21 protein-coding genes are annotated in these 21709 nt (G+C 32.2%); 15 read left to right on the top strand and 6 right to left on the bottom strand.

Annotation, left to right across the window (positions count from 1 at the left end; all coding sequences use genetic code 11):
* Positions 1–117 precede the first annotated feature (117 nt).
* On the bottom strand, positions 118–1197 hold the full coding sequence (locus HHX25_RS03270; protein ID WP_169670079.1) for a hypothetical protein: 1080 nt from the start codon (positions 1195–1197) through the stop codon (positions 118–120).
* Positions 1198–1593: 396 nt separating this feature from the next.
* Between HHX25_RS03270 and HHX25_RS03265 the strand changes: the two genes are divergently transcribed.
* Positions 1594–1980, top strand: a complete 387-nt coding sequence (locus HHX25_RS03265) for a pyrophosphohydrolase domain-containing protein (protein ID WP_169670077.1) — start codon at positions 1594–1596, stop codon at positions 1978–1980.
* A 199-nt stretch (positions 1981–2179) separates the two neighbouring features.
* On the opposite strand, the gene HHX25_RS03260 is transcribed toward HHX25_RS03265, so the two are convergent.
* On the bottom strand, positions 2180–3247 hold the full coding sequence (locus HHX25_RS03260) for a branched-chain amino acid aminotransferase (RefSeq protein ID WP_205957986.1): 1068 nt from the start codon (positions 3245–3247) through the stop codon (positions 2180–2182).
* 94 nt (positions 3248–3341) lie between these two features.
* On the opposite strand from HHX25_RS03260, the gene HHX25_RS03255 reads away from it, so the two are divergent.
* The 10 genes from HHX25_RS03255 to HHX25_RS03210 all read left to right on the top strand — a co-directional run bounded on the left by HHX25_RS03255 (position 3342) and on the right by HHX25_RS03210 (position 13833).
* Positions 3342–3845, top strand: coding sequence for a DUF4920 domain-containing protein (locus HHX25_RS03255; RefSeq protein WP_169670075.1), 504 nt, complete (start codon positions 3342–3344; stop codon positions 3843–3845).
* Positions 3846–3933: 88 nt separating this feature from the next.
* Positions 3934–4623: a tRNA (5-methylaminomethyl-2-thiouridine)(34)-methyltransferase MnmD gene (gene mnmD / locus HHX25_RS03250; protein WP_169670073.1), complete on the top strand. Its 690-nt coding sequence runs from the start codon at positions 3934–3936 to the stop codon at positions 4621–4623.
* Positions 4624–4760: 137 nt separating this feature from the next.
* Positions 4761–5666, top strand: a complete 906-nt coding sequence (locus HHX25_RS03245) for a TIGR01777 family oxidoreductase (RefSeq protein WP_169670071.1) — start codon at positions 4761–4763, stop codon at positions 5664–5666.
* Positions 5667–5737: 71 nt separating this feature from the next.
* The gene (locus HHX25_RS03240) at positions 5738–6817 is read left to right on the top strand and encodes a serine hydrolase domain-containing protein (protein WP_169670069.1); all 1080 of its coding nucleotides are present in this window, start codon (positions 5738–5740) and stop codon (positions 6815–6817) included.
* A gap of 627 nt (positions 6818–7444) precedes the next feature.
* Entirely contained in the window at positions 7445–7996 is a 552-nt protein-coding gene (locus HHX25_RS03235; protein ID WP_169670067.1) for a nucleotide exchange factor GrpE, read from the top strand.
* A 9-nt stretch (positions 7997–8005) separates the two neighbouring features.
* Complete coding sequence (dnaJ, locus tag HHX25_RS03230; RefSeq protein WP_169670065.1) at positions 8006–9124, top strand: molecular chaperone DnaJ; 1119 nt, start codon at positions 8006–8008, stop codon at positions 9122–9124.
* Positions 9125–9436: 312 nt separating this feature from the next.
* Positions 9437–10363 carry an ABC transporter ATP-binding protein gene (locus HHX25_RS03225; RefSeq protein WP_169670063.1) on the top strand — a complete coding sequence of 309 codons (927 nt, stop codon included), beginning with the start codon at positions 9437–9439 and terminating at the stop codon, positions 10361–10363.
* Between the two features lie 5 nt (positions 10364–10368).
* The gene (locus HHX25_RS03220; protein WP_169670061.1) at positions 10369–11682 is read left to right on the top strand and encodes an ABC transporter permease; all 1314 of its coding nucleotides are present in this window, start codon (positions 10369–10371) and stop codon (positions 11680–11682) included.
* 1 nt (position 11683) lies between these two features.
* Positions 11684–12610: a mechanosensitive ion channel family protein gene (locus HHX25_RS03215; protein WP_169670059.1), complete on the top strand. Its 927-nt coding sequence runs from the start codon at positions 11684–11686 to the stop codon at positions 12608–12610.
* Between the two features lie 59 nt (positions 12611–12669).
* Complete coding sequence (locus HHX25_RS03210; protein WP_169670058.1) at positions 12670–13833, top strand: sigma-54-dependent transcriptional regulator; 1164 nt, start codon at positions 12670–12672, stop codon at positions 13831–13833.
* 91 nt (positions 13834–13924) lie between these two features.
* On the opposite strand, the gene HHX25_RS03205 is transcribed toward HHX25_RS03210, so the two are convergent.
* Together HHX25_RS03205 and HHX25_RS03200 are read right to left on the bottom strand one after the other, a co-directional pair.
* Complete coding sequence (locus HHX25_RS03205) at positions 13925–14692, bottom strand: hypothetical protein (RefSeq protein ID WP_169670056.1); 768 nt, start codon at positions 14690–14692, stop codon at positions 13925–13927.
* A 157-nt stretch (positions 14693–14849) separates the two neighbouring features.
* Complete coding sequence (locus HHX25_RS03200; protein WP_169670054.1) at positions 14850–15365, bottom strand: flavodoxin family protein; 516 nt, start codon at positions 15363–15365, stop codon at positions 14850–14852.
* Between the two features lie 151 nt (positions 15366–15516).
* Here HHX25_RS03200 and HHX25_RS03195 point away from each other — a divergent pair, with 151 nt between their 5' ends.
* The 4 genes from HHX25_RS03195 (at position 15517) to HHX25_RS03180 (ending at position 18766) form a co-directional block, all read left to right on the top strand.
* Positions 15517–16368, top strand: coding sequence for a PPK2 family polyphosphate kinase (locus HHX25_RS03195; RefSeq protein ID WP_169670052.1), 852 nt, complete (start codon positions 15517–15519; stop codon positions 16366–16368).
* A gap of 86 nt (positions 16369–16454) precedes the next feature.
* On the top strand, positions 16455–17876 hold the full coding sequence (locus tag HHX25_RS03190) for a M20/M25/M40 family metallo-hydrolase (protein ID WP_169670050.1): 1422 nt from the start codon (positions 16455–16457) through the stop codon (positions 17874–17876).
* A 2-nt stretch (positions 17877–17878) separates the two neighbouring features.
* Positions 17879–18202: a hypothetical protein gene (locus HHX25_RS03185; protein ID WP_169670048.1), complete on the top strand. Its 324-nt coding sequence runs from the start codon at positions 17879–17881 to the stop codon at positions 18200–18202.
* 6 nt (positions 18203–18208) lie between these two features.
* Complete coding sequence (locus tag HHX25_RS03180; protein WP_169670046.1) at positions 18209–18766, top strand: hypothetical protein; 558 nt, start codon at positions 18209–18211, stop codon at positions 18764–18766.
* Between the two features lie 210 nt (positions 18767–18976).
* Here HHX25_RS03180 and HHX25_RS03175 read toward each other — a convergent pair whose 3' ends face one another.
* Both HHX25_RS03175 and HHX25_RS03170 read right to left on the bottom strand, forming a co-directional pair.
* On the bottom strand, positions 18977–20275 hold the full coding sequence (locus HHX25_RS03175) for an APC family permease (RefSeq protein WP_169670044.1): 1299 nt from the start codon (positions 20273–20275) through the stop codon (positions 18977–18979).
* 4 nt (positions 20276–20279) lie between these two features.
* Positions 20280–21461 (bottom strand): DUF1624 domain-containing protein, encoded by a 1182-nt coding sequence (locus HHX25_RS03170; protein ID WP_169670042.1) that lies wholly within the window; start codon positions 21459–21461, stop codon positions 20280–20282.
* Positions 21462–21709 lie beyond the last annotated feature (248 nt).

The following is a 21709-nucleotide window of genomic DNA, read 5'->3' as shown; positions in this document are numbered from 1 at the left end:
TTTATTGGTAAGAAATGGCTAATCATATAAAAGAAAAAACCAGGGAATTTAAATTCCCTGGCTTTTAAGTGTTAACCTATTTGAAAAGGCTTTAAATTAATTAAAATAATTAATCGGCTATTTTTTTATAAAAGTAAATGTATCCGTATAAGTTTCGTTACCATCTGTATAAGTTTCGGTAACGATTAGCTTTCCATTTAAAAATTCTACTTTACCACTTTCTAATATCAAATCTCCATTGGCATAATCTTCGCTATATTGAGATTCGATAAAATCTTCATATTTAAATGATATTAACGTTAACGTATTGTCAGTCTCGTTGTATGCCCATTTACCTGTTTCTTTGATGTCATATTTTTCGACCTCGTCAAAGTAAACAGCTTCACAGTTAGTTGAAGAAGCTTCAAAGTTTAAAGATTTATATTCTTCATATTCTGTTAAATAGAAACTTCCATTACTTTCAATACTTAGTATAGCCTCTTCTTTAATAATTTGATTATAGTCAGCTTCTACAGTTTCTTGATTTTCGCAGTTAACAGTATATTTATCACCATCAGTGGATTCTTCTAAAATCCATTCGCCAACTATGGTAGCGTTTCCACCCCATGCTTCTACTTCTACACAAACGGTAACAATTTGACTAATATTATTCTCTTCGTCATAAATACATAGATCCCCACAAAATTTTCCTGGAGGAAAAGTGTTATCAAAATCTACATCGATTTCATACTCACCATCTATAAGATTATTGTTTTTAAATAGTGGATTCTTTTTTGAAGACTGATTTTCTTTGGTGCCACCAGATTTGTTTGTTTTAAAACTAGAAACAGGAATATCGAAATAATCAGAAGCAGTGTTATTATCAGCGTCTTTAAATAAGAGATAAGCACCAGCAATGTTGGTTTCAGTTGAAGAGAATTTTAAATTAAAACCTGAGCTTTGAAAAGCTTCAGCTTTGTCCGAACTTATTTCTAAATTTAAACTGCTATTAGGTGCAGGAGGAGTGCCTTGGTTTTTTGTTGCGCCTTCAATAGAAATATCAGAATTCAAATTTTCAACAGGAACGGGAGCTTCTTCTAATTGATTTTGTTCATCTGCTAATTGCTCATTTCCATTGTTGTTTCCATCATCCGATGAACAGGAATATGCTAACACAGTAAAAGCGATTAATGTAAGTAGGGTTTTGGTAATTTTCATGTAATTGATTGTTAATTGGTTAATAATAGATTTGTTCTGCATAACTAAAAAATATTAGTTTGATTTCACAAACATAAGCTGCAGATGATGCAAAAAAAAACAAAATAATCGACAAAAAGCAATAAATATCGATAAAATGCTATTTTAAAAAGAATTTAATGGCTGTTATGAATAAAATAAAAGCAATAAAAGCTATGAGTATCCATATACTGCCAGCGTAAAAGCGTTTGTGAAGTTTTAAATCTTTTCGGTAAGTATAACCTATAATAATAGCAAAGACGACAAAGAATAAAACTCCGAAAATGATTTGACCTTTACTAAACATATGGTTATTTTTATGCAAATTTAATAAAACACTAAAGATTTCCTTTCTCAGGGAAATAAAAAATATTTTTGATGAAAAATAAAATTGAAGCCGTAAAGGCATTTCATACGGCATTTAAGATAGGGCACAGGGAAACTCCGAAAGCAGATTTGGGAACCGAGAAGAACACACTGCGTTTTAATTTAATGAAAGAAGAAAACGAGGAGTATTTAGAAGCCGCCAATAATAATGATTTGGTTGAAGTTGCTGATGCTTTGGGAGATATGCTTTATATTTTATGCGGCACCATTATAGAGCATGGCATGCAGTATAAAATCGAAGAAGTATTTGACGAAATACAACGCAGCAATATGAGCAAATTAGGGGAAGACGGTCAGCCTATTTATAGAGAAGATGGTAAAGTACTTAAAGGTCCTAATTATTTTAAGCCTAATATTGAATCTATATTGGATAAATAGAACGTATTGTATAGATAGGATAAATAAAAAGTCTGAAAAACACCTTGTATTGTTAGAGAGTTCTAGTTTGGGCGTAGTCGAAGACAAACGACTATGGAAATCTGTTAATCTATATGGCTCGCTTTTTCTAATAAAAAGCTCTCAATTGTATCTAAAATATTTTTTCAGACTTTATAAATATGAACAATACTTAAAAAGCTTATTCAACCTTATACCTCCAACCAAAAGGGTCTTCGGTTTTGTTCGTTTGTATATCGGTAATGCGTTTCTTTAAAAAGTTTGCATAAGTGTCTTCTGATTCTGGTAGGTCATAATCCGTATCCTTATAACCGAATCCGGCAATAGGAGAAATAACCGCAGCCGTACCAGCTCCAAACATTTCTTTTAAAGAACCATCTTTTGCAGCAGTAACTACTTCTTGAACAGATAATTTTCTAACTTCCACAGGAATACCTTCAGCTTCTGCTAATTCAATAATACTTTTACGTGTAATACCATCTAGAATTCGATCACTAGTGGGGCCAGTTATAAGTGTGTCATTAATACGAACAAAAATATTCATGGCACCAGCTTCTTCAATATATTCATGCGTATTATCGTCTGTCCAAATAACTTGTTGATATCCTTTTTCTATAGCCAATTGTGTTGGGTAAAACTGTCCGGCGTAGTTACCACCAGCTTTAGCAAAACCAACACCACCATTAGCAGAACGTGAGTATCTCTCTTCAATTAACACCTTTACTTTTCCAGAAAAATAGGCACCAGAAGGCGCTGTCGCAATAATAAAGGTGTATTCATCTGCTGGAGAGGCATGAAAACCATTTCCAGAAGCAAAAACAAAAGGTCTTATGTATAACGAACTCCCATCTTTTTTAGGGATCCATTCATTATCAACTTGTAACAAAGTTTTAAGACCGTCCATAAAATAGCTTTCTGGTAATTCAGGAATGGCTAAACGTTTAGACGATATATTCAGGCGTTTAAAATTATCTATTGGGCGAAATAACCAGACATCTTCATTGGCATCTTTGTAAGCTTTCATGCCTTCAAAGACAGATTGGCCATAATGAAAGATTTTAGCAGATGGATCTAAACTAATCGCCTGATAAGGAATGACCTTAGGAGCTTGCCATGCACCATCTTTAAAATGACATTCCAGCATGTGATCGGAAAAAACATGTCCAAATTTTAAATTGTCAAAATCTACATCATTAATTTTAGTAGTTTTGGCTTTTATAATCTCAATATTGTTGATTATAGGGTTCATAAGTCTAGTTATTTATTCATACAAATTTAAGTAAAAACGTTTTTAAAAAAACGGTATATTTACATAAATCGTTTAAAATTGAAATATTCACAGCATGAAGTCAATTACCTTAGTAATTATATGTGTTTTAGTGTTAAATTCTTGCAAAAATAAAAGTGAAGAAAAGCTCGAAATTATCCCAAAAACAGAAGACATTGTATATACATCTTTTGGAAAAGAGATTATTGCAGATGATGCTATTGCAGCGACTTCTATGGCGTATCACTATAAAACCATGAATGCTGGAGATTCTATCAATTCTAAAATGATTGCTAAAGTTACTGGTGTTTGTCAGGCAAAGGGATGTTGGATGACTTTAAATTTGGATGATAATAAAGAAGTCATGGTAAAATTTAAAGATTATGGTTTTTTTGTGCCCAAAGATATTGCTGGAAAAGAGGTTATTGTGAATGGAAAGGCTTATATAAAGGAAATCCCAGTTGATGAATTGAAACATTACGCTGAAGATGCAGGGAAGTCTGCTGAAGCCATAGAAGCTATTACAGCATCTAAAAGAACTTACTCGTTTGAAGCGGATGGTGTTTTGCTAAAGCAATGATTTTGAAACATCCTTCTTGTTCCTTTTTTAATTTAACTATAATCATTGTAGATGTTACAGGTAACAATTTTACAAATAAAATAACTGCATGAAACGAGAAGTTGTAATAACTGCTGATGGTTCATCTACCATTCATTTACCCGATTGGGATGAGCAGTATCACTCTAAACATGGCGCTATACAAGAAGCCTATCATGTGTTTATAAAGCATGGACTACATCACTTTTATAATACTGTACCAATATCAAGTGGACATAAACACATCTCTATTTTAGAAATTGGTTTTGGGACAGGTTTAAATGCCTTTATTACCTTGATAGAATCGGAAAAATTAGATGTTAGTATTAATTATTTTGGAGTTGAAGGCTATCCAGTTTCAATGGGTGAAATAGATCAGTTAAATTACCCATCTGAATTAAATATAGAAAATAAAAAAGGAATTTTTAAAGAACTTCATAAAATATCTTGGGAAGAAACTCATAAGCTTTCCAGAAATTTTTCAATAGAAAAACAAAACCGTTTCTTTTCAGAAATAAAGGAAAAAGAAGCATACAATATTATATACTTTGATGCTTTTGGAGCTAGAGTACAACCCGAATTATGGACAGAGTCCATATTCTCAAAAATGTATGATGCCTTACAGATAGAAGGAGTTTTAGTAACTTATTCCGCAAAAGGAAGTGTGCGTCGTGCTATGGAAGCTGTAGGTTTTAAAGTTGAACGTTTGCCTGGGCCTCCTGGTAAACGTGAAATGCTCAGGGCTACTAAAAAGGCCTGAGTATTAGTATTTATCCAAATATTATGCCCTACAAAGAATCGCGATACGATGCTTAGGAATATCTAAAAATACTGTTAAACCTAATATAAATCATTAGTAAACTGATGGGGCTTTTTGTAACTTTATAAAAAAAGAGCATGCGAGTTTTAATAACAGGAGCGACAGGTTTAATTGGGCAGGAAATTGTAAAACTTTGCCAGGAAAAAAATATTGCAGTAAATTATCTAACGACCAATAATTCTAAAATATCTCAAGGAGAAAACTATCGTGGGTATTACTGGAATCCGAAGACCCAAGAAATAGATACAGATTGTTTTAAAAATATAGATGCGATTATACATTTAGCAGGTGCAACAGTATCTAAACGTTGGACCCCTACTTATAAAAAGGAAATTTTGTCAAGCAGAAAAGCGTCTACACAATTACTAATAAATACTTTAAAAGGAGAAACACATACTATAAAACAAGTTATTTCAGCAAGTGCTATTGGAATTTATTCAGATTCCCTAACTAATTATTATGAAGAAGGTTCTAAAGATTTTGGTAAGTCTTTTTTAAGTAATGTTGTACAGCTATGGGAAGAAGAAGTTGATGCCTTTGCTAAATTAGGTATAGAAGTTTCTAAAATAAGAATAGGGTTGGTTTTGGCGAAAGAAGGAGGCGCATTACAAGAAATGATTAAACCAATTAAGTTTGGGTTAGGTGCTGCCTTTGGTAATGGAAAACAATGGCAGTCTTGGATACATATTCAAGATTTGGCTGATATGTTTTTATATATTTTAGAAAATAACTTAAAAGGTGTTTATAATGGTGTAGCCCCAAATCCCGTAACAAATAATGAGTTAATAAAAACGATAGCCAATATACTGCGCAAACCATTATTTTTACCAAATATCCCTAAATTCTTTTTAAGGTCAGTATTGGGAGAGATGCATACATTATTATTTGAAAGTCAGCGTGTAAGTTCTAAAAAAATTGAAAATAGGGGATTCAATTTTAAGTATCATCATGTAAGGTCTGCTTTAGTGAATATTTTGCAATAGATATTTTTAAAATTAGTGTAACAAAACACCCTTCATTTAGACATATTTATTGTTGAATAAATATTGATATTATGAAGTTTCTTTATGCTGGTTTATTGTGCCTTTTAGTATGTTCTTGCAACTCCCAAGATAAATATAGTATTCCTGAAAAAGTTGAAAACGATTGGGAAACAGATCATGTAGAAAATGTAAAGATGAGTTTAGAAAAAGTAAACTTATTAAAAGAACAGATAAATGGAGAAAAATATAAAGATATTCATAGTTTACTAATCGTTAAAGATAAAAAATTAGTTTTCGAATCCTATTATAAAGGCTATCACAAAGATAAAACACATGACATCGCATCAGTTACCAAAAGTATTACTTCTGCATTGATTGGGATTGCGATTGATCAGGGGCATATAGAAAATGCATCATCTTCGGTAGCATCGTTTTACAAAGGTTCTGTATATGAGCATAAATGGGATAGTTTAAAGAGAAATATCAGGATTAAAGATTTATTGACGATGCGCCACGGTTTGGACTGTGATGATTTTGATAATAAAACTTCGGGCGATTTTAATACTTTTTTACGTTCAAGCGATTATATAGACTATATGCTAAATGTAAAAATGATTCATGAACCCGATAAAGTAAATGCTTACTGTACGGGTAGTACCCAATTGTTAGAACCTGTTTTGAAAAAAAGTACGAATTATTCAGTCGAAAATTTTGCATCAAAGTTTCTGTTTGAACCTATTGGAATAAAAAGCTTTAAATGGGAAAAAACGCCTAAAGGAAATCCAGCTATGGGAATGGGAGCAGATATGACCCCAAGAGATATGGCAAGATTTGGTCAGTTATATTTAAATAAAGGACTTTGGAATGGGAAACGGGTTATTTCAGAAGATTGGATAGAAGAAAGTCTAACGCCTTATGGTAAATTATTCGAGTTTGTAGATTATGGTTATATGTGGTATATAGAACCAACAATTACTGTAAATAACCAACAAATAAATTATTATAATGCTTTAGGGCATGGAGGACAAACAATAGCAGTATTTCCAGAGCTTAATATGGTGGTTGTTATTACTGCAGGAAACTATAATAATGAATCGGACTATTATGATATGTTAGAAAAATATTTGCTTCCTGCAATAATCAATGAATAATACCTATTTATAGTAAATTAGGTAGATTAATGCTTGCTTAGTCACAAAACAAAAACACTTTACCATTTTATGGTAATGTAAAATGACAAAGTGCTTCAAAACATTTAGCTCAATTACATAATAAATAAGGGGAATTGGCTATTAATCTATATTATTTTTGTTAATACCATACGCTTTCAATTGGTATTACATACCATGGCGCCTTTGCAATATTAGTGAGCTTAGGGTTTAGAATTATTGCATTAATATCTGACCAAATTTTTAAATGAGAGTATTGGTCTTTCTCTTACGGCGCTCAGGTATGTCATATTTTTTTATTGTGACCATTGTTGGTTAATATATTATGATCACTAGGACTTCTTTGTTTACTTCTGTTTACAAAAGTAGGCAAATCGATGTTGTTTTAGTAGAATAGATATTGCAAAATATAGTATAAACTGTTCATTTATAGAAGTGAAATCTTACAAATATTTAAAATTAAAGGCTAGAACATATATATCTTTTAGATTATATGATTGAATAATGAGGTTAACTAAAAAAATATTTAATGACATTATGACATTTTTATAATATTGGCAGTACTTTTGCCAACTAAATTTAGTATTTGTATAAAATTTAAATGCAATAATGAGCAAGAAAGAAACAACAAACGATATAGAGAACGATCAAATAGATAGTCCACAAAATGAAACTGTTGAAGTTGAAGAGCAAGTAGTTGAAGAACAAACAGCAGAAGAGAGGCTTCAGGCAGAATTAAAACAAGAAAAAGACAAATATTTACGTTTATTCGCCGAATTTGAAAATTATAAGCGACGAACTTCTAAAGAACGTATCGAGTTATTTTCGACAGCAAGTGAAGATGTAATGAAAACACTATTGCCAATTCTAGATGATTTTGAGCGTGCATTAACACATATCGAAGAGGATAAAGAAGCAGAAGAATTGCGTAAAGGTGTTTTATTAATCTATCAAAAATTAGTAAAAACTTTAGAACAAAAAGGATTAACAGCCGTTAAGGTAGAAAAAGGAGATGCTTTTAATGCAGATGACCATGAAGCCGTAACTCAAATACCAGCTCCTAGTGATGACTTAAAAGGAAAAATTATTGATGTTATTGAAAAAGGTTATAAGCTTGGTGAAAAGGTAATTCGTTTTCCAAAAGTTGTTATAGGGCAATAAAACATAGATATGGCTAAAAGAGATTATTACGAGGTATTAGGAATTAGCAAAGGAGCATCTGCAAGTGAAATTAAAAAAGCTTACCGAAAAAAAGCAATTGAGTTTCACCCAGATAAAAATCCAGATGATAAAGAAGCAGAAGCTAAGTTTAAAGAAGCAGCCGAAGCTTATGAAGTGTTGAGTGATGCCGATAAAAAAGCACGTTACGATCAATTTGGTCATCAAGCCTTTGAAAATGGCGGTGGTGGTTTTGGCGGAGGTGGCATGAATATGGATGACATTTTCAGTCAATTTGGTGATATTTTTGGTGGTGGCTTTGGTGGCGGTTTCTCTGGTTTTGGAGGTGGCGGAGGTCAACGTCGTGTAAAAGGAAGTAACCTTCGCATTCGTGTAAAATTGACTTTGGAGGAAATTGCCAATGGCATTGAGAAAAAAATAAAGGTTAAACGTAAAATTCAAGCACCAGGAACTACTTATAAAACATGCTCTACATGTAATGGTAGTGGACAAGTAACACGTATAGCAAATACTATCCTAGGTAGAATGCAAACATCTGCACCTTGTAATGTGTGTGGCGGTGCAGGGCAGACCATCGATAAAAAACCTAATGACGCAGATTCTCAAGGACTAAAAGTAGCAGAGGAGACCGTTTCTATAAAAATACCGGCAGGCGTTGTAGATGGGATGCAACTTAAAGTATCTGGAAAAGGAAATGAAGCACCTGGTAATGGTGTTTCAGGAGATCTTATAGTGCTTATAGAAGAAGAAGCGCATGATAAATTACAACGTGAAGGTGATAATTTACACTATGATTTATATGTAAGCTATCCTGATGCTGTTTTAGGGACCACCAAAGAAATTGACACAGTTACAGGCAAAGTACGTATTAAAGTAGAAGCAGGTGTACAATCGGGTAAAATTTTACGCTTACGTGGAAAAGGTATACCAAGTATAAACGGTTACGGTAAAGGAGATTTGTTGGTGCATGTAAATGTATGGACCCCCAAGACCTTAAATAAACAACAAAAAGAATTTTTTGAATCCATGAGAAATGATGAACATTTCGATCCTAAGCCAGAAAGTTCTGATAAATCGTTTTTTGAAAAAGTAAAAGATATGTTCTCTTAAAAACAACGCACTATCATTAATATAGATAAGGTTTGTGTATACAAATTTTTTAAACTATAAAAGAAAGTTCTTTTATAGTTTTGTTATTAGTATGTAAAAAATAACTATATTTGGATCATCACTAATTTATTTTAGTGATAATTTTTCTTTTTCATAGCAATTTTTTTCCCATCCTTAATTTATTAAGGGTGGGTTTTGTTTTTTATATAGTCAATACAAGCATTTGGACGCTTTTACAACATTATTTAATATATTATTTATAACTATAACATTTAATATATTTACATTTATCAAGCCAATTAAAAAATAAAAATGAACAACTTACTAGAAGTTAAAGAGGTTTCTAAAAACTTCGGAAACTTTAAAGCACTCAATAAGGTATCAATAACAGTTCCTAAGGGTAGTATATTTGGTTTGTTAGGGCCTAATGGTGCTGGTAAAACAACCCTTATACGGATTATTAACCAAATAACCATTCCAGATCAAGGGCAGGTATTTTTAGATGGCGAATTGCTCAATCCTACCCATATTAAAGATATTGGTTATTTGCCAGAAGAACGAGGGCTTTATAAGTCCATGAAAGTAGGGGAGCAAGCTTTATATTTAGCGCAGTTGAAAGGTTTAAGTAAAAAGGATGCAAGAACACGATTAAAGTATTGGTTTGAGCGTTTAGAGATTGGTGACTGGTGGAATAAGAAAATTCAAGAGTTGTCTAAGGGAATGGCCCAAAAAATACAGTTCGTAGTTACAGTGTTACACCAACCAAAACTTTTAATCTTTGATGAGCCTTTTTCAGGATTCGATCCTATAAATGCCAATTTGATTAAAGACGAAATTTTACGTTTACGAGAAGATGGAGCAACTGTTATTTTTTCAACCCATAGAATGGAATCTGTCGAAGAGTTATGTGATGATATAGCATTGATCCACAAATCGAATAAAATTCTTGATGGAAAATTAATTGACGTTAAAAAACAGTATAAAATAAATACATACGAAGTTGGTATTCGTGTTAATAACAAAGAAATTTTAGAACAAGAATTATCAAATAAGTTTGACATTTCTGAAGCTAATTTTAAAACTTTAGAGGATGAATTAAAATTGAATATAAAACTTTCTGAAACAGATAAACCAAACGATTTATTAAGTTATTTAAGCTCAAAAGGAGAGATCTCGCATTTTGTTGAGTTGATACCAAGTGTGAATGACATTTTTATTCAAACTGTAAAGAATAATTAATTTTTATGAACCATTTACCACTTATAATAAAGCGTGAATATTTAACGAAAGTTAAAAATAAATCATTTATAGTGATGACTATTTTAAGTCCGATTATAATGATAGTTCTTATTGCAGTTGTTGCTTATTTATCACAATTAAATAATGATAAGGTACGCACAGTTTCTGTTTTGGATGAGTCTGGATTGGTACAAGAGACCTTTAAAAAATCAGATAAAACTACCTACCACTTTTTAGAGAACATGTCTTTGGAAGAAGCAAAACTATTATCAAAAGAAACAGCATCTTACGGACTGTTGCATATAGGGAAGTTTGATACCATAGAAACAGTTTCAGATCATGTTAAGTTTTATTCAGAAGAATCTCCATCGCTTACTTTGATATCAGATTTAGAGAATAAATTAGAGAAGACATTTACTAATATTAAATTGCAACAGCAAGACATAGATATTGATTTGATTAATGCTTCAAAAATAAGAGTTGAGATAGCCCAGGAAAGCTTTGAAGGCGAAAAAACGTCAAAGATAGATAGTTTTGCTAAACTTGGTTTTGGAATCGCTGCGGGCTATCTGTTGTTTATGTTTATCATCATTTATGGTAATATGATTATGCGTAGTGTGATTGAGGAAAAAACAAGCAGAATTATAGAGATAATTATTTCTTCTGTAAAACCCGTGCAGTTAATGCTTGGTAAAATTATTGGAACCTCTTTGGCTGGTATTACCCAGTTTGTTATTTGGATGATTTTTGGAGGTCTGTTAATGACTATTGTATCATTAGTAATAGGTATAAATCTATTCGATACAGCAACATCTCAGCAAGAGTTCATGCAATTGGCTCCACAAGGTTCTGGTTTTAATTTTTATTTTGAATCTTTTAAAACTGCTATGCAAAATTTACCATTGATGAATCTTATTATTGCATTTATATTATTTTTTATTGGCGGCTATTTATTATTTAGTTCATTATATGCGGCTATCGGAGCAGCTGTCGATAATGAAACCGATACACAGCAGTTTTTACTACCAATTATTTTGCCTCTCATTTTAGCAGTTTATATTGGTATCTTTACAGTGATTGAAGATCCGCACGGCACAGTATCTACGGTATTTTCTTTTATACCATTTACGTCACCCGTGGTGATGCTGATGCGTATTCCTTTTGGAGTGCCACTATGGCAACAATTGGTATCATTATTGTTATTAATTGGTTCTTTTATGTTTACGGTCTGGTTTGCAGCGAAAATATACAGGGTCGGAATTTTAATGTATGGTAAGAAACCAAGTTATAAAGAATTGATAAAGTGGATTAAATACTAAGATGCAAGAAGGAAATAAAATAGAAGAAAGTGTAGAAGAAATAGGTGAAGCTATTACCAAAAGTTCTGTATGGGAAAAATTTGGTGATTTTCTGGAGTTTAAGCTTATAGATTTTACTTATGGTACAGGAGACAATATTCATCATATTGTTCTTAAAGTGAAGTATGTTCTGCTCGTAATCGCTGTTATTATTATTACAACGTATCTTTTAAGATGGATTAAGAAATTAGTAACGAGGAAGATGCCAGTTGAAGATAAAGCAAAGTTCAACTCTGTTTTTTCTTTTGCCAGATGGATTACTTATATTATTGTTACCCTTGTTGTTTTTGATTCAATAGGCATAAATGTTACTGCTATTTTTGCAGCCTCTGCCGCTTTATTAATTGGAGTTGGTTTAGCTCTACAGACATTGTTTAAAGATATAATTTCAGGAATATTTATCCTTATAGATCAATCCGTCCATGTTGGAGATATCATTGAAATTGATGGAAAAGTTGGTCGTGTAGAAGAAATTAAATTAAGAACAACCAGAGCAGTGACTATCGATAATAAGGTTTTGGTAATTCCCAATCATTTATATTTAGAAAATAGCTTATACAATTGGACCCAGAATGGAACGACAACTAGAGAATCTGTTAGCATAGGAGTGGCCTATGGTAGCGATGTACAGTTAGTAAAGAAACTATTGCTACAAGCTGCGAGTACCCATTCAGATGTAATTAGCACACCAGAACCCGCCGTAGTGTTTACAGATTTTGGAGATAGTTCTCTGAATTTTAAAGTTATTTTCACAATAAATGATAGTTTTAAAGCCCTATACCCAAAAAGCGATATCCGTTTTGAAATAGATAGGCTATTTAGAGAAAATAATATAAGTATACCATTTCCACAGAGAGATATACATATTATTTCACAGAATAAAGATTAAAATAAATTTACAAATTGAATACAGATGCTTTTCATCCATATTCTTTAATTTAAAATAAAATGCCAAAAATACTAGTAATAGAAGACGAAGCAGCCATTAGACGGGTGTTAGTAAAAATTCTTTCAGAAGAAAATGATAAGTACCAAGTTGATGAAGCAGAAGATGGTTTATCAGGAATTGAAAAAATAAAAAATGACGATTTCGATTTAGTGCTTTGTGATATAAAAATGCCAAAAATGGATGGTGTTGAAGTTTTAGAGGCAGTAAAAAAAATTAAACCAGAAACACCTATTGTCATGATTTCAGGTCATGGAGATCTGGATACAGCAGTAAATACTATGCGTCTAGGGGCTTTTGATTACATATCGAAACCACCAGATTTAAATAGATTGCTAAATACAGTCCGTAATGCATTGGATAAAAAGGAATTAGTAGTCGAAAATAAATTGCTTAAAAAGAAAGTAAGCAAGAATTTTGAGATGATTGGAGAAAGCAAAGCCATTTCTCATATAAAATCTATTATTGAAAAAGTAGCGCAAACAGATGCACGTGTACTTATCACGGGACCTAATGGAACAGGAAAAGAACTGGTTGCACATTGGTTACACCAAAAAAGTGATAGATCAAAAGGGGCCATGATAGAGGTTAATTGCGCAGCAATTCCTAGTGAATTGATAGAGAGTGAATTATTCGGTCATGTTAAAGGAGCCTTTACCAGTGCAGTAAAGGATAGAGCTGGTAAATTTGAAGCAGCCAATGGGGGGACTATTTTTTTAGATGAAATTGGAGATATGAGTTTGCCTGCACAAGCAAAGGTACTTCGAGCATTACAGGAAAGCCGTATCCAGCGTGTAGGAAGTGATAAGGATATTAAGGTAAATGTGCGTGTCGTAGCAGCTACAAATAAAGATTTAAAGAAGGAAATTGCTGAGGGAAGGTTTCGTGAAGATTTATATCACAGACTAGCCGTTATATTGATTAAAGTACCAGCTTTAAATGATAGGCGAGATGATATTCCCTTATTGGTAAATCACTTTACAGAAAAAATTGCCAGTGAACAGGGAACTGCTAAAAAATCGTTTTCAAGTAAAGCTATTAAGTTACTTCAAGATTATGATTGGACAGGAAACATTAGAGAATTACGTAACGTTGTAGAACGCTTAATTATTCTTGGAGGTAGTGAAGTGAGTGAGGAAGATGTGAAGTTGTTTGCTTCTAAGTAAATAGAATAGATTATAAAAAAAACGAGGCTGCCTGAAACACTTTTCTGGCAGCCTCGTTTTTATAAACTTAATTTGTTGTATTAAGTCTAAATTATTGATCGCAACTATTTAATAGTGCTAAATATTCAGAGGCCATAGATTTGATACGGTTGGTGTAGTGAATTTTTACCTCTTCAATACTTTTTTCTGTCATATCTTCAAGTGAGTTGTTGTCCCTAAAAGGCTTATAATTAATACACTCACAAGTGTTTAATGTCTCATTGTATGCATCTATGTTTGAAGAAATAGCACTTTCGTAAGAAAGAATTAATTTTTTCTTTTTAATTATTAATTCCTTTTCTTTTTGCTCAGCCAATTTCATTTTGATTTGCTGCTCTTTAAGCTTTAAAGCCTCCTGCTGTTGTTTTAGCCTTAGTTGTTCTTTTTCTAAGTCGGAAAGACCAACATCTTGGCTTTCAGCTTGAGCAAGATCTCCACTATCATCGTTAGATGGCGTAGAAACAGAACATTTATCAATTTCGATTACACTGTTTTTACTATAATCTCTGGCACGCTTTACATAAAAACGGCCAGCTTCAAAAGTTTCAGCACCATCAACTTTTGCCAATAATTCTATACATTTATCGGCAAGTTCTAGTGCAGGTTCACAATTACAATCACTTAGTGTTTTTTTAGCAAGCTTAAACGATTCTAAAGACCTGTTGGCATAATATTGTAAATGATTTATATTATTAGAATCATATGAATCCTTAACATGCGAGTAGGCACTAACAAGATAAGAATTGGTATAGTCACAATCTCCTTGCCCATTAACAACTAATGATGCGATTAGAAAGAATAATAAGTAATAATTTTTCATAGAATTGGTTTTAATAACATAAATAGGGATAGCAATGTATTAAAAAGATTATAAAAAACATGTATTTCATCGAAATAAAACGCCTTTAATGTGATTTTTAATCGATAAATTGTTTAAATTGTAGCTTTTGTATTACTTTTTTGTTAAAATAATTCAATTACATAACATGGCTTATGGTTTTTATAAAATGATCAATTCTAAGTTTTATTTCACTATTAATAGTCCCATTTTCAATATATGTATGAATATTTCCTAGATAATGCATGCCTAAATAGTTTGCAGACTCTAAAAATGGCATAGAAAAGCCCTCTTTTAAGTCATCAGAATTACTACAACTTATCATAGCCATACTTTTACCCCTTAATTTTCTACCGGTAATTTTATGTACTCTCAATAGATCTGAAATTCTATCAAAAAACACTTTTAAAATACCACTCATGCTATACCAATAAACTGGAGTAGCGAAAATTATAGTATCATAAGTTTCAATAATATGTGTGATTAAACCTAAAAAATCATCATCTTCATTTTTATAGTCATAATCATAATGACCAATATTTTTCGTGTTTAAATCAATAATATCCATGTTATTTTTCATCGCCATATAATTGACTATTTTGTTAGTATCTCCATGGCTTCTTGAACTCCCTTGTATTATTACGCTTCTTTTCATAATTTAAAATAATATCAAAGGAACAATTCATAAGACATTTATTTAGCTGTTTTCAATAGAAACAATTAATGGTCGGTATGATATAATTGATTAGCTAATAGAATATAATCGATGGCATTTTTATATATTTAAGCCACATAAACATTTAACAATGGACAATTACAAAGTAACCACAAACATAACATTAAAAAATTCTGAAACTAAAGTTATAATTGATCATGCAGAGAAAGAATTAAAAAGCGTTAGAAAGAAATTAGGTAAACTTCAAGACACTATTTATGCCCATGGTAAATATGCTGTTTTAGTCTGCTTACAAGGAATGGATACTTCAGGAAAGGATAGTTTAATACGTGAAGTTTTTAAAGATTTTAATGCTCGTGGTGTTGTCGTTCATAGTTTTAAGGTTCCTACAGAGTTGGAGCTTAAACATGACTACATTTGGAGGCATTATATAGCGCTTCCAGCTCGAGGTAAATTTGGTGTTTTTAACCGAACGCACTATGAAAATGTATTGGTAACAAGAGTGCATCCAGGATATATCTTAGGGGAAAACATGCCAACAGTAAATACTGTTGATGATATTGATGATGCTTTCTGGGATAAACGCTTTGATGAAATTAATAATTTTGAAAAACATATAGCTGACAACGGAACCATCATTTTTAAATTTTTCTTAAATCTTTCAAAAGAAGAACAAAAAAGAAGATTGCTTCGACGTTTAGAAAAACAAGAAAAAAATTGGAAGTTTTCTCCGGGCGATCTAAAAGAACGTAAGCTTTGGGATAAGTATCAAGAATGTTATGAAGATGCTATAAACAGAACATCGAAACCACATGCACCATGGTATACGATTCCAGCAGATGATAAACCTACAGCACGTTATATGGTGGCCAAAATAATGTACGATGTTTTGAGTAAATATACAGATATCAGGGAACCCGAACTTGATGATAAAATTAAGGAGAATCTCCAACAGTACAAGGAAGAATTAAACAATGAGTAGATCATCTGATAACAGGATTAATTTTTTATGATTTTGTTTAGATTCCATGCCTATAATAAGTAGTATCTTTAAACTTAAAAAATTATATGAGAAAATTAAAATGGCCAATTTACCTCTTAGGAATCATATTTTCAATTAATACATATGCTCAAAATGATGCCGAAGTCCTGAAAAAAATCTATAAAGCATCTTTAACCAATGGTAAAAGTTACGATTGGTTGAATTACTTATCTAACCAAATAGGCGGACGTTTATCAGGGTCCTTAAATGCAGAGAAAGCAGTTAATTATACAAAAGAAGAACTCGATAAACTAGGCCTAGATAAGGTTTGGCTACAACCCGTAATGGTTCCTAAATGGGTGCGTGGTTTTAAAGAATATGCTTACATAGAGTCGGAGAAAGGAAAAAGAACTAAAACAACAACTGTAAATATCTGTGCTTTAGGAGGTTCTGTGGCCACGCCAGCTTTAGGTTTAAAAGCACATGTTGTTGAAGTTAAAAATTTTGAAGAGTTAAAAACACTAGGCAAAGAAAATATAGAAGGTAAAATAGTATTTTATAACAGACCCATGCAAGCAGATTTAATTAGCACATTTGAGGCATACGGAGGCTGTGTTAATCAACGTTATAAAGGAGCTGTAGAGGCTTCAAAGTATGGAGCTGTTGGGGTAATTGTTAGATCCATGAATTTAAGATTAGACGATTTTCCACATACAGGAAGTATGATTTATGGTGATTTACCTGTTGCAGATCGTATACCATCTGCGGCTATCAGTACCAATGATGCCGAGTTGTTGAGTACGATGCTAAAGCTAAACAAATCACTAAAATTCTATTTTAAGCAAAATTGTAAGCAATTTAAAGATGTCTTGTCTTATAATGTTATCGGACAAATAACCGGAAGTGAATTTCCAAATGAGTATATGATTGTTGGTGGTCATTTGGATTCTTGGGATTTAGGTGATGGTTCTCACGATGATGGGGCTGGTGTAGTACAATCTATGGATGTATTACGCCTATTGAAAATATCTGGAATAAAACCTAAAAGAAGTATTCGGGTTGTATTATTCATGAATGAAGAGAATGGTTTGCGAGGTGGGAAAAAATATGCCGAAGTGGCTAGACAAAAAGGAGAAAACCATGTATTCGCTCTGGAGAGTGATGCTGGAGGGTTTACACCACGTGGATTTTCTTTCGATTGTAACGATGCAAGTTTTAATCAGGTATTAAGTTGGCAGCCGTTGTTCAAACCTTATTTAATTCATTATTTTGAAAAAGGAGGCAGCGGTGCTGATGTTGGGCCTCTTAAAACAAAGACCAATGTATTGGCAGGGTTAAGACCAGACTCCCAACGTTATTTTGATCATCATCATGCCAGTAACGATACTTTTGATGCTGTTAATAAACGCGAATTGGAATTAGGAGCTGCTACAATGACAGCACTTGTTTACTTGTTTGATAAATATGGTGTTAATCCTATTGCAAATGGAAAACAAATAAAAAAATAATTATGTGGGATGAAAAACTAAAGATTTACGATCAGCTCATTGATAAATGCCCAAGATTTGAGCGGAAAGGAAAAACGATGCCATATACTTCTGCCAATGGCTATATGTTTTCTCTTTTTAATAAAGATTGTGAAATAGGTATTAGATTTTCAAAAGAAATTCAAGAAAAATATATAAAAGAGTTTAATTCGTCAATATATAGGTCTTACGGAGCCGTCATGAAAGGTTATGTACTAATTCCTCAAAACATGTTAGAAGATTTAGATCATGTTGCCTGTTATTTAAATGAAAGTTACGATTACGTCATGTCACTAGAACCAAAATAGAATAAAATGAAAAAAGTTGCTATGTTATTAATCTTACTGGTATCAACGCAAGTAATGGCACAATCCGAAAAAGAAGCATTGCCTTATTATGAAATCCCAAATCATTCAGAAAACTATACCGCAGGAACAGTAACTTCCAGAATGTTAGATGGGTTGGGTTTTCGCTACTATTGGGCTACAGAAGGTTTACGAAATGAAGATCTTGCTTATAAACCTAGTGAAACTGGACGCTCAAGTGCAGAGACTATAGAGCACATATTGGGACTTTCAAATTTTATTCTTAGTTCAATATCAGAACAAGGAGAAAGAACTAAACAAACAGAGCTCACGTTTGAAGAGAAAAGAAAACAAACCTTATTAAATTTTAAAAAGGCCTCAGATATTTTAAGAGTTATGGATGATGTCTCAAAATTTGATAATGATAGATTTCCTTTTTGGAATATTATTAATGGTCCTATTGCAGATGCTTTATGGCATACGGGACAGGTCGTTATGCTCCGTCGTGCTTCAGGAAACCCCTTTAACTCTAAAGTAAGTGTTTTTAGTGGAAAATTGAAAGAGTAAAAAAAACTACAAAGAATAAAAAAACTGTTTAAAAAAAATAGAAGTATTGAAAACAGAAACAGCCCTATCGAGCACAGTAAAGATGACTCAAAAAAATAGGCATTAAAAGTTTATCCTTGCTTGTGCTGGGAATTTCAACACTGCTCAAGATAGAATAAAGTTGAAGTAGTAGAATTTGAAATTCGAGTTATTTTTTAGACACTTGTTATTTTAGAAGTCTACGTTTCTTAGTTTAAATATGCCATAAATAAGAGATAAAATGGCTATAAAAATACCTGTAGACGTCATTTCATCTATAGATAAATTAGATAAAAAGTATAAAATAATAGCGATAGAAAGAATGGGAACGATATAGCCACCAGGGATTTTGAACTCTCCTTCTTTAGGTTTTTGAGACTTACGTAATTTCATAACAGACAGTGCTACACCTAAATATATAATTAACATGGCACTGCTGGCAATGATAGCCAATTTTTCAAAACTACCACTAACAGAGAGTATAAAGCCAATAATGGCATATACAATAATAGCTATGTGTGGTGTTTTAAATGACTTGTGAATTTTAGATACTATTTTTAAAGGGATAACATGGTCTCTGGACAATGCGTATACAACCCTTGGATTGTTTAGAATAGAGCCGCTTAAAAAACCAAACATAGAAACAACAGCGCCGATAAATAATAAAGTATACCCAAAGGGACCAAAAACAACTTTAGCAGTTTCTGCTAGTGGAGCAGCTTTAAAATTAGGGAGATCATTGCCTAAAACACCTTGTGACACGGTTTGTATTAAAATATACATGCATACTACCGTTAAAATACTAATAAAAATACCCTTTGGAACCGTACGTTTTGGGTTGACAACTTCTCCGCCAACAACAAGCCCAGTTTCTGCACCTTGAAAGGCAAAGAATAAAATTAGAGATGTTTCCCCAATCTTTCCAGCACTAGGCATATTGTCAATATATAGATTACTAAATGATACGTCTTTCCATCCAATAAGCACTAGAACGAGTAAAGGTGTTAATTTGGCAATGGTATTGAATTTAACCAAACCAATGCCCTGTTTTAAACCGATGATATTGATATAGGCCAATCCGAAGAAAATGACAAATAGAAACAATAAGCGAACCCATTCACGTTCAAAACTTGGATAAGCTGAACTTAATATATTTACTAAGGCATTAGATACTGATGCATCTGCGAATAGTGCAGCTCCTATGGCAAAAATACCTCCCAAAAATCCAGCATACTTTCCAAAAGCCGTTTCAATGTAGGTATACGGCCCCCCAGTATTTGTTACTTTGCTGCCAGCTTCAGCAAAGCATAGCATGACTAGTGCTATTAAAATACCACAAAAAATATAAGCAATAATACTTGAAGCCCCCATTTTAGAAGCTATCACTGCTGGTAATGCAAAAATACCCGCTCCAATAATAATATTAACAATATTGGCAGATAAGCCCAGAACACCAACCGTTCTTTTAAAATCCTCTTTTTTTTGTTTCATACAGTTATAAGTAGCTTAACCACCATTTATCTTTATTATTTGTTTTATAAATCATGTATTTTTTAGATGGAAAATACAGAAGAGCGATCACACCAATCCATATTAAATAGACTATGAACAAAGAATAACCGTAATTGGCAAAATTTTGGTTGCTGAAAGCATTGGCGGATAATATCATGTATTTCCAGTTGCCTTCAAAGATTAAAAGTCCAATTATAGCCAAAGTGTGAATGACAAATACGTGTAGAAAATAGTAAAACAATGGTACACGCCCAAAAACTAAAAAAAAGTCTGAAATTTTATTTTTAACCGTTTCTATACCGTATAAAAATAACAATGAAGGCCCTATTGTTATTAATACATATACTAATGAAGGTGGATATTTGGTGACCTTAAAAAATGATAAAATGGTTTTTGTTGTGGTATCTTGCACAGACCATGGTACCAAATCACCATAAACATTGAGTCCTCTTAAGACAAAGAATAGTGTTGTAGAACCAATCCCCAAGATAAGTAGCCATTTTTTACGAATACTTACATTAAAATCTTTTTGATAAAAAGAACCTAAGCAATATCCTAATGCCATTAAACCGATCCATGGAATTATTGGATAAGCAAATACTACTACACGAGTTGAATCAATAGGCACAAATTGTTGTTGATGTAGGATATACCATATTATGGACTTAAAACTTGTTCCCTGCATAATTTCACCATCTAAGGCATTATGACCAGCAACAAGTATAATACCGATAATCAAAATGACTTTTTTAGGCAAATAAATTAAAAAGGATAAAAAAAGCATACTCAAACCTATGGCCCAAATTACCTGGAGTACTATAAAGCTATATGTAAAATCAAACCACCACAATAAATTATTCAAGACAATTTCTAAAAGGATTAACCATAAGCCTCTGGTTAATAAAAACTTAAATAGTTTGAGTTTGGTTTTTTTTGTACCGTATAAAAAAGCAGAAGTGCCAGCTAAAAAAACAAAAACAGGGGCACAGTAATGTGTTATAAATCGGGTGAAAAATAAAAAAGGGGTGGTCGTGTCCAAATTTGTAGGATCACTACTAAAAGCCCCATAATGAAAAAAGTCTCTAACATGATCTAATGCCATAATAACCATAACAGCACCTCTTAAAATGTCAATGGATTCGATGCGGCTGGTTTTTATCTGCATAAATAATCTACGAAGTTTTAATTACTAATTGTAACCTATAGGTCTTAAAAGTAGGCAATCAACTTAAATAAAGCAACATAGTAAACAGGTTATTTATTATTGAATTCAAGATGTTTTAGTAGATTAACCCAGATTATAAGCAGATTAAAGATATTTGTTTAAATATTAAGTATTTTTTTATTATATTGTTGTATAATACTACATTTTATGATAAAATATTATTTAGGATTAATTCTAAATGATTATAA

The organism is Flavivirga algicola (assembly GCF_012910715.1).
Classification (GTDB): Bacteria; Bacteroidota; Bacteroidia; order Flavobacteriales; family Flavobacteriaceae; genus Flavivirga; species Flavivirga algicola.
The sequence above is the reverse complement of the archived record's forward strand: the minus strand, read 5'-3'. Positions and strand labels throughout refer to the sequence as shown.